The sequence below is a fragment of the Tatumella terrea genome (assembly GCF_039523755.1).
GTDB classification, from domain to species: domain Bacteria; phylum Pseudomonadota; class Gammaproteobacteria; order Enterobacterales; family Enterobacteriaceae; genus Tatumella; species Tatumella terrea.
Map to the genome: position 1 here is coordinate 126874 of NZ_BAAAFX010000017.1, position 13238 is coordinate 140111.

Sequence of the window (13238 nt, forward strand, 5' to 3'; positions counted from 1 at the left end):
ATGAATAATACCCGGCTTGAGCAATTGATCCATCAGCAACTGAACAGCCACAGTTTCAGCGATTATGCACCCAACGGTCTGCAGGTTGAAGGCCGTCCGGAAGTGAATCGGGTGGTCACCGGAGTGACCGCCTGTCAGGCCTTACTGGATGAGGCGGTAAAATTACAGGCAGATGCCGTGATCGTGCATCATGGTTATTTCTGGAAAAATGAGTCACCGCTGGTGAAAGGGATGAAGCGTCAGCGCCTGCGCACCCTGTTACTGAATGATATCAATCTGTATGGCTGGCATCTTCCTCTGGATGCCCATCCTGAGTTGGGCAACAATGCCCAACTGGCGAAGCTGCTCGGTATTCAGCCGGAAGGTGAAATCGTTCCGCTGGTGCCTTATGGATCACTGACCACGCCGCTGAGCGGTGAGGCGCTGAAAGCACTGATTCAGGATAAGCTGGGTCGTGAACCTCTCTATAGCGGCGATAATGCCCCCGATACCATCACCCGTATCGCGTGGTGTACCGGCGGGGGGCAGGGCTTTATCGATGATGCGGCCGATTTTGGTGTTGATGCATTTATCACCGGTGAGGTGTCGGAGAAAACTATCCACGTTGCCCGTGAGCGTGGCCTTCATTTTTATGCGGCCGGTCATCATGCGACCGAGCGCGGAGGTATCCGCGCCCTGGGAGAATGGCTGAGCGCACAGCACGGTTTGCAGGTCACGTTTGTCGATATCGACAACCCGGCCTGAGTTTTCCTTTACGGGGCTGGCCGCACCGGAGATCACCGGGGTAGGGCCAGCCCCGGGTCATCCTGATTTCACCGGCAGTGATCATCCGCTTAGCGTTCGCTTACCGTTTACAGGACGGCTTTGCCGGCTTATATCCTGATCCTTATGTTTCTGCTTTCCCGGCCAGCCTGTTTACTCCCAATGGTCTGCTGTTTCCCCGGTGGGGAACCCGGAGTGATCACTTTTTTCGCAGAGTTGGCGGACTTTCCCGTGTTGTATTTCTCATTTTCGCGTAATTTCTGCTGCCCGGCTGTAAAAACCAGCGATACTCTTCCTTCTCCCTGATACGGCCGTTTCCCTCAGGGCAGCCTGTTTAATCCTTATGGTCTGTGGTTTCCCGGTGGGGGACCCGGAGTGCACCGCCTTTTCGATAGAGCCTTTTTATCGGCGACGTTCATCCCCTGTTCACTGAAGATATTACGTTTTCTCTCCCGGGGAGGGCTTCATCATTTAACCGTATGTCACTGAATTATTAAAAGTGTTGACACAAATCCCTCAGTTTCGGATAACGTTAGGACGGAATTACAGGTGTCTGCGGGCACGACAATGGCTTTAGTGGCCTGCGTTTTTAATGTGGAGGCAGGTGGTGCAGCAAATCAGATATTACATGCTGGGAGAACAGGCACTGGTTATGGAGTTATCTCCTCCGGTCTCCCTTGAATCGCAGCAAAAAATTTGGGGAATGGCACGGCAACTGGAAAAGGAACAAGGGGTCCGGCAAGTCATTCCCGGCATGAATAATCTGACCGTTATTCTGCAGGCTATCCCGGCAGATAGCAGGGCCGCGCTGGCCGGACTTCGTGAGCAATGGGAAAACAGCTCTGCGGCTATCCCTGAGTCGCGGACCGTCACTATCCCGGTGATCTATGGAGGGGCCGCGGGGCCGGATCTGGCTGAGGTAGCCCGCCATTGCCAGCTCTCTCCCTCGCAGGTCATTGAACGACACAGTGCTGCGCTCTATACCGTCTATTTTATCGGTTTCCAGCCCGGGTTCCCTTATCTGGGCGGGCTGGATGTCAGTCTTCACTGCCCGCGCCGGGCTGAACCCAGGGTCTCGGTACCCGCAGGGAGTGTCGGGATTGGCGGAAGCCAGACCGGCATTTATCCGCTACCGACACCGGGGGGCTGGCAGCTTATCGGACAGTCCACGTTATCTCTGTTTTCGGCGCAACGTACGCCTCCGGTTCTGCTGGCTCCCGGCGATACCGTACGCTTTGTGCCTCAAAAGGAGGGGCAATGTTAACTATTCTGCGGGCCGGTATGGCCACGTCGGTTCAGGATGCCGGACGCTTTCACTACAGCCAGTCCGGGGTCAGCCTGAGCGGAGCCCTGGATTTACCCGCCATGCAGACGGCGAATCTGCTGGCAGGTAACCCTGAGAACAGCGCTGTCCTTGAGATAACGTTCGGACAGGCTCAGCTCAGTTTTGGTCGTGACAGCTGGTTTGCCCTGACCGGTGCAGGCTGTGAGGCCGAACTCGAAGGTAAACCTGTCTGGACGGGGTGGCGTATTTTTGCCAGAGCCGGACAGGTGCTGACATTGCATCGGGCACTGCGCGGAGTACGAAGCTACCTGGCGATCAATGGCGGCTTTGATCTTCCGGAAGTGATGGGATCGGTCAGTACGGATCTGAAAGCCGGGTTCGGTGGCTGGCAGGGGCGCTATCTGCGTGACGGGGATCAGTTACCCCTGAATCTGCCGACCCGGGAGTTTTCACACAGCGCCGGAGTCAGGCAGTTACTGTGGGGAAATCGCGTGCGGGTCATTCCGGGGCCTGAATACCATGAATTCAGCCGCGAATCCGGTCAGGCATTCTGGCGTACCGGCTGGACCTTATCTGCGCAGAGTAACCGGATGGGCTACCGCTTACAGGGCCGGCAACTCCACCGGCCGGGCGGCCGGGAATTATTATCCCATGCGGTGCTGCCGGGTACGATACAGGTCACCAATGGCGGGCAACCGGTGGTTCTGATGGCGGATGCCCAGACGACCGGGGGGTATCCCCGGATTGGGGTGGTGATTTCGGCGGATCTTTATCACCTGGCACAGATCCGTCCGGGGGAACCGATACATTTTGTTCACTGTACCCCTGAAGACGCAGGACTGGCCACACAACACCAGCAGCATGTGCTGGAGATGATGAAATGGGGACTCTCAGAGAGATGAAAATAGACTTAAATGCAGACCTGGGCGAAGGCTCAGCCAGCGATGACCAATTGCTGCAACTGGTCAGCTCAGCCAATATCGCCTGCGGTTTTCATGCCGGTGATGCATCCACCATGCTGCAATCTGTACGACTGGCAAAACGCTACGGGGTGCAGGTCGGCGCCCATCCTTCGTTTCCGGATCGTGAGAATTTTGGCCGGACAGCGATGACGTTACCGGCATCGGAGGTTTATGCGCAGCAGCTTTATCAGATCGGTGCGTTAAAAACTATTGCCGCCAGTGAAGGTATGGCGTTAGCCCATGTGAAACCCCACGGTATGCTGTATAACCAGGCGGCGCGTGACAGGCCACTGGCCGACGCGATCGCCCGGGCGGTCGCCGCGATTGATCCGGGTCTGATTCTGGTCGGGCTGGCCGGCAGCGAATTAATTGCCGCGGGGCGGCATTACGGTTTAGCAACGCGTGAGGAAGTGTTCGCGGACCGGGGATATACCGCGCAGGGCGAGCTGGTCCCTCGCGGAGCACCCGGTGCCTTACTTGCTGAGGCCAGTCAGGCCATCACACAGACCCTGCAGATGATACAACAGGGAGAGGTGACCGCGGTGAGTGGTGAGCGTGTTCATGTTACCGCGCAGACGGTCTGTCTGCATGGCGATGGTGAACATGCACTGTTGTTCGCCCGCGAGTTATGTGCCGCTTTTCAGCGGGAAAATATTACAATCACTGCACAATAGCCTGCCCGCCCGGAGGCCGCAAAGGCACATCAGGCTCTGTGCATCGCGGCCATCCCTGCAGGTAATATTATGATTCATATTAGTAATGGCAGTCACGTTGACAGTACTGCCATTCTGTTCGAGGCTTAAAGAAACATTCTGATAACAGGAGTTTCTGATGGCTGAACAAGAAAATTTTCTGAGTGACCTGACCGGTTCTTTCTCTTCACCTTGTGCCGAAAATCCCACCGTCGCAGTGATGGAAGCTGCCTACCAGCATCAGGGCATCCCGGCCCGCTATATCAATTGTGATGTCGGTAAAGCGCAGCTTGAACAGGCGGTGGCCGGAGCCAAAGCCATGGGCTGGCGGGGCTTTAACTGCTCTATTCCCAATAAGCAGGCCATTATTGAGTATATCGACGAACTGGGCACCTCAGCCAAAGTCATCGGTGCCGTTAACTGTGTCATTATCCGTGACGGTAAACTGACGGGAGAGAATACCGACGGCAAGGGATTTGTTGAGGCATTAAGTGAGCAGATTGACATCAAAGGTAAAACGCTGGCCTTACTGGGGGCCGGGGGGGCCGCCCGCGCAATTGCTGTGGAATCGGCATTAGCCGGGGCAAAAGAAATCACTATTATTAACCGTGATAAGCAAAAAGGTCAGGAGCTGGTGGATCTGATCAACGATAATACTGAGGCTAAAGCGACTTTTACCCCCTGGACGCCAGGATTACGGATTGATCCGCTTCCGGATATCCTGGTGAATGCGACCTCGGTCGGACTGGATGATGCGGATGCCATTCCGGACATAGAGACGGAAAGTCTGGAAAGCTCGTTGTTTGTTGCTGATGTTATTCCGAATCCACCACAGACGGCGCTTTTACGAAAAGCCGCAGATAAAGGTTGCCGGACACTGAATGGATTAAACATGCTGGTGAATCAGGGCGCATTAAACCTCACCTACTGGTTCGATAAAGAGGCAGATAAAGAACCTATGCGTAAAGTTTTACAGAAACTCTTCACCGGCTAATCCGGACGAAAGAGGGGAGAGCTGACCGGCTGGCTGGATCCGGAGGCTCTTCCGGGGCTGGCCTGCAGGGCTGAGCACTGAGATCCGTGTTGTTCCCTGCATGGCTTCCTTTGTGACAGACCGCTGTTACTGTCGGGATTGTCGGGAGATTGGGTATCTGCCTGCCTCCGTCGGGCGTTATTAAGGACAGGAACTGCCTGGCCGGAAGGAAAAACACCTCCGTCCGGGAGGTGTTTTGCGGTCAGTACTATTCGGTGAGATTGGTATGGAACTCCCGTTCCGTATAACCGGTATATAACTGACGTGGACGTGCGATCTTCATTCCCTCTTCATGCATTTCGATCCAGTGTGCGATCCAGCCGACGGTACGGGCCATTGCAAAGATCACCGTAAACATAGACGTCGGGATCCCCATCGCTTTCAGGATCAAGCCGGAATAGAAATCGACATTAGGATAGAGTTTACGCTCGATAAAATACGGGTCATTCAGCGCAATGTGCTCCAGTTCCATGGCAACTTCCAGCAGGTTATCTTTCATATCCAGCTCTTTAAGCACGGCATGGCAGGTTTCGCGCATGACGGTGGCCCGTGGGTCATAGTTCTTATAGACGCGGTGACCGAAGCCCATCAGACGGAAAGAGTCATTTTTATCTTTCGCACGGCGAATAAACTCAGGGATATGCTCAACCGTCTCAATCTCTTCCAGCATACGTAACGTTGCTTCGTTGGCACCTCCGTGCGCAGGTCCCCAGAGAGAGGCAATCCCGGCGGCGATACAGGCAAACGGATTCGCGCCTGAAGAGCCTGCCGTCCTGACCGTCGACGTCGATGCATTCTGTTCATGGTCGGCATGTAATATCAGGATTCGATCCATCGCTTTCTCAAGCACCGGATTCACGACATATTCTTCACAGGGGGTGGCAAACATCATGTGTAAAAAATTGCCGGCGTATGACAGATCATTGCGCGGATAGACAAACGGCTGTCCGATGGAATATTTGTAACACATGGCAGCCACGGTCGGCATTTTAGACAGCAAACGGAAGGCGGCAATTTCCCGATGGCGTTCATTATTCACGTCCAGCGAGTCATGATAAAACGCGGCCAGTGCTCCGGTAACGCCACACATGACGGCCATAGGATGCGAATCACGGCGAAAACCGTGGAATAACCGGGTGATCTGTTCATGGATCATCGTATGCCGGGTGACCGAGATGCGGAATTTTTCATACTCCTCGCGGGTCGGGGTCTCGCCGTATAACAAAATATAACAGACTTCCAGATAGTTCGAATGTGTTGCTAACTGTGAGATAGGGTAACCCCGATGCAACAGGATACCTTCCTCGCCGTCGATATAGGTTATCCTGGACTCACAGGATGCGGTGGAGGTATATCCCGGGTCGAAGGTATATAGCCCGCTGTTCCCTAATGCACGAACATCTATCACATGCTGACCTAGTGTGCCACGCAGGACATTGAGCTCTAATGGCTCGGCCCCATCCAGGGTAAGCGTCACTTTCTTGTCTGTCATCTCGGTCTCCTTTAGCGCCCGGCAGAGACTCTCCGGACGCCAAAATATGCGTAATACTGGCTTTACAAAATAAATACAAGTTACACGCTTTGTGAAGTTATTCCGGGTTAAATGCTTCCGTAATAGCAGGAAATATCTGGAGTTATTCGCCTCAGAATGACATAAAAAGTATCGTTATAGTCATCGTTTTAGCGTTTTTTCCTAAACAGTTATATAACTTACAGATAACTGAAAGTCTATCCCCGCCACTCAGGAGGTATCATACTCATTAATTAGCGCATGTTGTGACAATAATGTTCTTTTTATGTAAAAACTGGTTCAGCATAAGGAGAATCTGTCTGTAGCGTGATACTGATCACTGTTCCGGGCAAAGTTATCCAAACAATTTGTAGGGTAATTGTAATCAGATTGTGATAACCCTATACTTTGAAAAGGTCTTCGGAATCTCCTGTTATCGGGAGGCACCCAGCGTTTTTTCGCGTCATTTAACACTGGATGTTACTTGTACTGGTCTCGTAAAAGTCAGTCGTGATGCAGATTTTTACGTTTCCTGCAAGACCGGAGGAAGCTAAAATAATAAAGAGCTGTGTGGGCAAATCGTGAAAAAACAAAGACCTGTCAATCTGGATCTCTCGACGATCCGCTTTCCCGTGACTGCAATAGCATCCATTCTCCACCGTGTCTCCGGCGTGATCACTTTTGTTGCTGTGGGCATTCTGCTGTGGTTACTTGGACTTTCTCTCTCTTCCCCGGAAGGTTTTCAGCAAGCCTCCGCAATCCTGGACAGTGTTATCGTCAGGTTTATCCTGTGGGCGATAATGACCGTCCTGGCTTACCACATCGTCGGTGGCCTTCGTCACTTACTGATGGACTTTGGCGTGCTGGATGAAACCCTGGAGGCCGGTAAACGGTCTGCACAAATCAGCTTCGTAATTACAGTGATTCTGGCGGTTCTGGCGGGGGTCTTATTATGGTAACCAGCGTATCTGCACTTGGCCGTAATGGTATTCATGACTGGCTACTGTTACGTGGCGCCGCGATTGTTATTGCACTGTACGTGCTGTTCATTCTCGGATTTTTCGTTTTTTCCGGCCCGCTGACCTTTGATGTCTGGCGTGGTTTTTTCGCTCTGACATTTACCCGTGTGTTCACCTTGCTGGCACTGTTGTCGATTCTTATTCATGGCTGGATCGGTATGTGGCAGGTCCTGACCGATTATGTGAAAAACATTGCGTTACGGCTGGTGCTTCAGGGCGTGATAGTGCTGGCGCTACTGACGTATGCAATTTATGGAACGATTATTGTGTGGGGTGTGTAAATGAGCTTGCCGGTCAGAGAGTTTGATGCAGTCGTTATTGGTGCAGGCGGCGCAGGAATGCGTGCCGCGCTACAGATTTCTCAGTCAGGGCAGAGCTGTGCCCTGTTATCAAAAGTCTTTCCTACCCGTTCCCATACCGTGTCTGCACAGGGCGGTATCACCGTTGCGCTGGGCAATACCCACGAAGACAACTGGGAATGGCATATGTATGACACCGTGAAGGGTTCTGATTATATCGGTGATCAGGATGCTATCGAATATATGTGCAAAACCGGCCCGGAAGCCATTCTGGAGCTGGAGCATATGGGGCTGCCTTTTTCACGTCTCGATGATGGCCGGGTGTATCAGCGGCCGTTTGGCGGACAGTCGAAAAACTTCGGGGGTGAGCAGGCCGCGCGTACAGCGGCGGCGGCTGACCGTACCGGACATGCGTTATTACATACGCTTTATCAGCAAAACCTGAAGAACCATACCACCATCTTCTCTGAATGGTATGCCCTGGATCTGGTGAAAAATGCGCAGGGGGCCATTGTGGGTTGTACGGCCTTATGTATCGAAACCGGCGAAGTGGTCTATTTCAAAGCGAAGGCAACCATTCTGGCAACCGGCGGTGCCGGACGTATCTATCAGTCCACGACGAATGCCCATATTAACACCGGTGACGGTGTCGGGATGGCATTACGGGCCGGGGTTCCGGTTCAGGATATGGAGATGTGGCAGTTCCATCCGACAGGGATTGCCGGAGCCGGCGTGCTGGTCACCGAAGGGTGCCGGGGTGAGGGCGGGTATCTGCTGAATAAGCATGGTGAGCGTTTTATGGAGCGCTACGCCCCGAATGCCAAAGATCTGGCCGGACGGGATGTGGTCGCCCGTTCAATGATGATCGAAATTCGCGAGGGACGAGGTTGTGATGGCCCATGGGGTCCTCACCTGAAGCTGAAACTGGACCACCTGGGGAAAGAGGTGCTGGAATCACGGCTACCGGGGATCCTTGAGTTGTCACGGACATTTGCCCATGCCGACCCTGTGAAGGAACCGATTCCGGTGATCCCGACCTGCCATTATATGATGGGAGGCATCCCGACCCGGGTCACCGGTCAGGCGCTGACCATTGATGCAGACGGTAATGATAAAGTGATCCCCGGGTTGTTTGCGGTCGGGGAAATCGCCTGCGTTTCGGTTCATGGGGCTAACCGTCTGGGCGGAAACTCGTTGCTGGACCTGGTGGTGTTCGGACGCGCCGCCGGTCTTCACTTGTCAGAATCGATTGCCGAACAGGGCCCGCTGACAGAGGCGACAGACGAGGAAATCACTGCGGCACTGGCCCGCTATCAGCGCTGGGATAACAACACCACCGGTGAAGATCCTGCCCAAATCCGTAAAGCCTTACAGCAATGTATGCAGCACAATTTCTCGGTGTTCCGCGAAGGCGAAGCGATGGCTAAAGGGCTTGAAGAATTAAAAGCTATCCGCGAACGGCTGAAATCCGCCCGTCTCGATGATCGTTCACCGGATTTTAATACCCAGCGGGTAGAGTGTCTGGAACTGGATAACCTGATGGAAACCGCCTATGCCACGGCCATGGCTGCGAACTATCGCACCGAAAGCCGCGGAGCGCACAGCCGTTTTGACTTCCCGGATCGCGATGACGAGAACTGGCTTTGCCACAGCCTCTATTTACCGGATAACGAAAGCATGACGCGGCGTACAGTGAATATGCAACCTAAGTTACGTGCGGCGTTTCCGCCAAAAGTACGTACCTATTAACCGGCGGAGAGAGACAAATGAAACTTGAGTTTTCTGTTTACCGGTACAACCCGGAAGTCGATGATGCTCCACGGATGCAGGACTACACTCTGGAGGCGGAAGAAGGGCGGGATATGATGCTGCTGGATGCGTTGATCCTGCTGAAAGAGCAGGACCCGACCCTGGTCTTTCGTCGCTCCTGCCGTGAGGGGGTCTGTGGCTCAGACGGCCTGAATATGAACGGTAAAAACGGTCTGGCCTGTATTACCCCGGTGTCGGCACTCCGGGGTAAGGGGAAAATTGTGGTCCGCCCTTTACCGGGGCTGCCGGTGATCCGTGACCTGGTGGTCGATATGGGGCAGTTTTATGCTCAGTATGAAAAAATTAAACCTTATCTGCAGAGCAATGACAACAATCCGCCCGCCCGCGAAAACCTGCAATCTCCGGAAGAACGGGCACATCTGGACGGGCTGTATGAATGTATTTTATGTGCCTGTTGTTCGACGTCGTGTCCGTCTTTCTGGTGGAATCCGGACAAGTTTATCGGTCCGGCCGGTTTGCTGGCAGCGTATCGTTTCCTGATCGACAGCCGGGATACCGAAACCGATGCCCGGCTGGACAATCTGGATGATGCTTTCAGCGTCTTCCGCTGCCACAGCATCATGAACTGTGTCAGCGTCTGTCCGAAAGGGTTGAACCCGACTAAAGCCATTGGTCATATTAAGTCGATGTTATTGCAACGCAACGCCTGATCCCTTGTACCGGGGGATACCTTCCCCCGGCAGGGAGTCACACGGGTAAGCGGGGATCTGTCATCACCTGGACGGTTTTCTCTTACCGGGATATCTCTGACCTGTCATGAAAATGACATTTGCGGGCTTACTTTGCCGGTAAGCCCCCCTTTCAGGTGAGAGAATCTTGCATGCTGTACCGTGTTTAATGATATAAAACAAGGTGATGATTGCGGGCATGACACGGGGTCAATGTCTGAACAGGCCGGGCCGTAGGGAATGTCACTGCATCAACAGAAGATAGGGAAATCTGAGGGAATGGCATTCATTGACCTATGCACTGTCCCGGAATATCCGTGTAAACGGCAACAATAACAACCAAAAGCATGAAAATGCTTAAGGGATCACCATGCAGAACAACGCAATGAAGCCCTGGCTGGACTCCTCCTGGCTGGCAGGAGCTAACCAGTCTTACATAGAACAATTGTATGAGGACTTCCTCATCGATCCTGCCTCCGTCGAGCCGGTCTGGCGGGAAATATTCGAACAATTCCCGGCGAATGATCTCCGTCAGGAGCAGTTCCATTCCACGACCCGTGAATATTTTCGTCGCCTGGCAAAAGATTCGACCCGCTATACGTCATCGGTCACTGATCCGGCCGTGAATTCCCGTCAGGTCAAAGTACTGCAACTGATTAATGCCTTCCGCTTTCGTGGTCATCAGCAGGCCAGACTCGACCCTCTGGGGCTCTGGAAACAGGAGCCGGTACCGGATCTTGATCCTGCCTTTCATGATCTGACGGCCGATGATTTTCAGGAAAGTTTTAATGTCGGCTCTTTTGCCATCGGCAAAGAGACCATGAAACTGGCCGACCTGTATGAAGCACTGAAGCAAACGTATTGCGGTTCGATCGGTGCGGAATATATGCACATCAACAACACCGAAGAAAAACGCTGGATCCAGCAGCGACTGGAATCGGTGGTCGGGCGTGCCAGTTTCTCCGTTCAGGAAAAGAAAGAATTCCTTAAAGAGCTGACGGCGGCTGAAGGGATCGAGAAATATCTGGGGGCCAAATTCCCCGGCGCTAAGCGCTTTTCTCTGGAAGGCGGGGATGCATTGATCCCGATGCTGCGCGAGATTATCCGTCACTCCGGAAAAAACGGTACCCGTGAAGTCGTACTGGGTATGGCCCACCGCGGACGGCTTAATGTTCTGATTAATGTGCTGGGTAAGAAAACCCAGGACCTGTTCGATGAGTTTGCCGGTAAGCACAAAGAATCACTGGGGACCGGGGATGTAAAATATCACATGGGCTTTTCCTCGGATGTGGAAACCGCGGGCGGTCTGGTGCATCTGGCCCTGGCGTTTAACCCGTCTCACCTGGAAATTGTCAGCCCGGTGGTCATGGGGTCGGTCAGAGCAAGGCTGGACAGGCTGAATGAACGTTCTCACGATCAGGTGTTACCGGTCACCATTCATGGTGATGCGGCGATCACCGGCCAGGGGGTCGTCCAGGAAACCCTGAATATGTCCCAGGCCAGGGGCTATGAAGTGGGGGGGACCGTCCGGATTGTTATCAATAACCAGGTCGGTTTCACCACCTCGAATCCGCTGGATGCCCGTTCAACACCCTACTGTACCGACATCGGCAAAATGGTGCTGGCCCCGATCTTCCATGTGAATGCCGACGATCCTGAAGCCGTTGCTTTTGTGACCCGGCTGGCCCTGGATTACCGGAATACTTTCAAACGTGATGTATTTATCGATCTGGTCTGTTATCGCCGTCATGGCCACAATGAAGCCGATGAGCCAAGTGCGACTCAGCCGGTGATGTATAAACAGATCAAAAAACACCCGACCCCGCGTAAAATCTATGCCGATCGCCTGCAGGAAGAAGAGGTGATCAGCAGTGCGGATGCCACCGAGATGGTCAATCTGTACCGGGATGCGCTGGATGCCGGGGAATGTGTGGTCGACGAATGGCGGCCAATGTCCCTTAACTCCTATACCTGGTCACCGTACCTGAATCATGAGTGGGACGAGAGCTATCCGGCACAGGTCGGGATGAAACGTCTGCAGGAGCTGGCGCGGCGTATCAGTCAGGTCCCTGAGGGGATCGAGGCGCAATCGCGGGTACAAAAAATTTACCGTGACCGCCAGGAAATGGCCGAAGGCAGTAAATTATTCGACTGGGGCGGCGCGGAAAATCTGGCGTACGCGACGCTGGTGGATGAAGGCGTGCCTATCCGTCTTTCCGGGGAAGATACCGGGCGAGGGACCTTTTTCCACCGTCATGCAGTGATCCATAATCAGACCAACGGTTCAACCTACACTCCGTTACAGCATATCCATAACGGACAGGGAGAGTTCAGGGTCTGGGACTCTGTACTGTCAGAAGAAGCGGTACTGGCCTTTGAATATGGTTATGCCACTGCCGAACCCAGGACACTGACCATCTGGGAAGCTCAGTTCGGTGATTTCGCGAACGGCGCTCAGGTCGTGATTGACCAGTTCATCAGTTCCGGTGAACAGAAATGGGGCCGTATGTGTGGCCTGGTCATGTTATTACCGCATGGCTATGAAGGTCAGGGACCGGAGCACTCCTCTGCCCGTCTGGAACGTTATCTGCAGCTTTGCGCAGAACAGAATATGCAGGTGTGTGTTCCTTCCACCCCGGCCCAGGTCTATCACATGCTTCGCCGCCAGGCTCTGCGGGGGATGCGCCGGCCACTGATTGTTATGTCACCGAAGTCACTGTTACGTCACCCGCTGGCGGTTTCTACCCTTGATGAACTGGCATCAGGTCAGTTTATGCCAGCGATAGGCGAAATCGATCCGTTGCCGGCAGAGACTATCCGCCGTGTGGTGATGTGTTCCGGTAAAGTGTATTACGATCTGCTGGAACAGCGCCGTAAAAAGGGTCAGCAGGATGTGGCTATCCTCCGAATCGAGCAGCTCTATCCGTTCCCGCACCAGGTGGTTCAGGAACTCCTGCAGCCGTATTCACATGTCACTGATTTTGTCTGGTGTCAGGAAGAACCACTGAATCAGGGGGCCTGGTATTCCAGTCAGCATAATTTCCGTGAAGTTGTACCGCAGGGATCGTCACTGCACTACGCCGGCAGACCGGCATCCGCCTCACCGGCTGTGGGGTATATGTCGGTTCACCAGCAGCAGCAGCAGCAGCTGGTAAATGATGCGCTGAACGTTGATTGA

11 protein-coding genes are annotated in these 13238 nt (G+C 53.7%); 10 read left to right on the top strand and 1 reads right to left on the bottom strand.

Going from position 1 to position 13238, the window contains the following annotated elements; genetic code table 11:
• From ABD035_RS12635 to aroE, 5 genes are all read left to right on the top strand, one after another.
• On the top strand, window positions 1-744 hold the full coding sequence (locus ABD035_RS12635) for a type 2 GTP cyclohydrolase I (protein ID WP_212714859.1): 744 nt from the start codon (window positions 1-3) through the stop codon (window positions 742-744).
• 625 nt (window positions 745-1369) lie between these two features.
• Window positions 1370-2026: a 5-oxoprolinase subunit PxpB gene (pxpB, locus tag ABD035_RS12640; RefSeq protein WP_343870626.1), complete on the top strand. Its 657-nt coding sequence runs from the start codon at window positions 1370-1372 to the stop codon at window positions 2024-2026.
• Window positions 2020-2949: a 5-oxoprolinase subunit PxpC gene (gene pxpC, locus ABD035_RS12645; protein WP_343870627.1), complete on the top strand. Its 930-nt coding sequence runs from the start codon at window positions 2020-2022 to the stop codon at window positions 2947-2949. The genes pxpB and pxpC overlap by 7 nt, the downstream gene beginning before the upstream one ends.
• A complete protein-coding gene (gene pxpA / locus ABD035_RS12650; protein ID WP_343870629.1) occupies window positions 2946-3683 on the top strand; it encodes a 5-oxoprolinase subunit PxpA in 738 nt (245 codons plus the stop codon). Before pxpC ends, pxpA begins: the two co-directional genes overlap by 4 nt.
• 157 nt (window positions 3684-3840) lie before the next feature.
• The gene (aroE, locus tag ABD035_RS12655; RefSeq protein ID WP_343870630.1) at window positions 3841-4695 is read left to right on the top strand and encodes a shikimate dehydrogenase; all 855 of its coding nucleotides are present in this window, start codon (window positions 3841-3843) and stop codon (window positions 4693-4695) included.
• A gap of 247 nt (window positions 4696-4942) precedes the next feature.
• Here the strand turns inward: aroE and ABD035_RS12660 are convergent, their stop codons facing one another.
• Window positions 4943-6226: a citrate synthase gene (locus ABD035_RS12660; RefSeq protein WP_212714854.1), complete on the bottom strand. Its 1284-nt coding sequence runs from the start codon at window positions 6224-6226 to the stop codon at window positions 4943-4945.
• Window positions 6227-6810: 584 nt separating this feature from the next.
• On the opposite strand from ABD035_RS12660, the gene sdhC reads away from it, so the two are divergent.
• From sdhC to sucA, 5 genes are all read left to right on the top strand, one after another.
• Window positions 6811-7203, top strand: coding sequence for a succinate dehydrogenase cytochrome b556 subunit (gene sdhC / locus ABD035_RS12665; protein ID WP_343870691.1), 393 nt, complete (start codon window positions 6811-6813; stop codon window positions 7201-7203).
• On the top strand, window positions 7197-7544 hold the full coding sequence (sdhD, locus tag ABD035_RS12670) for a succinate dehydrogenase membrane anchor subunit (protein WP_212714853.1): 348 nt from the start codon (window positions 7197-7199) through the stop codon (window positions 7542-7544). The genes sdhC and sdhD overlap by 7 nt, the downstream gene beginning before the upstream one ends.
• Entirely contained in the window at window positions 7545-9311 is a 1767-nt protein-coding gene (gene sdhA, locus ABD035_RS12675; RefSeq protein ID WP_343870631.1) for a succinate dehydrogenase flavoprotein subunit, read from the top strand.
• A 17-nt stretch (window positions 9312-9328) separates the two neighbouring features.
• Window positions 9329-10042, top strand: a complete 714-nt coding sequence (locus tag ABD035_RS12680) for a succinate dehydrogenase iron-sulfur subunit (protein WP_212714851.1) — start codon at window positions 9329-9331, stop codon at window positions 10040-10042.
• A gap of 388 nt (window positions 10043-10430) precedes the next feature.
• Window positions 10431-13238 (top strand): 2-oxoglutarate dehydrogenase E1 component, encoded by a 2808-nt coding sequence (sucA, locus tag ABD035_RS12685; protein ID WP_343870632.1) that lies wholly within the window; start codon window positions 10431-10433, stop codon window positions 13236-13238.

What these genes read in the sequence shown, in the direction of transcription:
- ABD035_RS12635 (WP_212714859.1), top strand. Translation starts at nt 1, where the DNA reads ATGAATAATACCCGGCTTGAGCAATTGATCCATCAGCAACTGAACAGC.
- pxpC (WP_343870627.1), top strand. Translation starts at nt 2,020, where the DNA reads ATGTTAACTATTCTGCGGGCCGGTATGGCCACGTCGGTTCAGGATGCC.
- pxpA (WP_343870629.1), top strand. Translation starts at nt 2,946, where the DNA reads ATGAAAATAGACTTAAATGCAGACCTGGGCGAAGGCTCAGCCAGCGAT.
- aroE (WP_343870630.1), top strand. Translation starts at nt 3,841, where the DNA reads ATGGCTGAACAAGAAAATTTTCTGAGTGACCTGACCGGTTCTTTCTCT.
- ABD035_RS12660 (WP_212714854.1), bottom strand. Translation starts at nt 6,226, where the DNA reads ATGACAGACAAGAAAGTGACGCTTACCCTGGATGGGGCCGAGCCATTA.
- sdhD (WP_212714853.1), top strand. Translation starts at nt 7,197, where the DNA reads ATGGTAACCAGCGTATCTGCACTTGGCCGTAATGGTATTCATGACTGG.
- sdhA (WP_343870631.1), top strand. Translation starts at nt 7,545, where the DNA reads ATGAGCTTGCCGGTCAGAGAGTTTGATGCAGTCGTTATTGGTGCAGGC.
- ABD035_RS12680 (WP_212714851.1), top strand. Translation starts at nt 9,329, where the DNA reads ATGAAACTTGAGTTTTCTGTTTACCGGTACAACCCGGAAGTCGATGAT.
- sucA (WP_343870632.1), top strand. Translation starts at nt 10,431, where the DNA reads ATGCAGAACAACGCAATGAAGCCCTGGCTGGACTCCTCCTGGCTGGCA.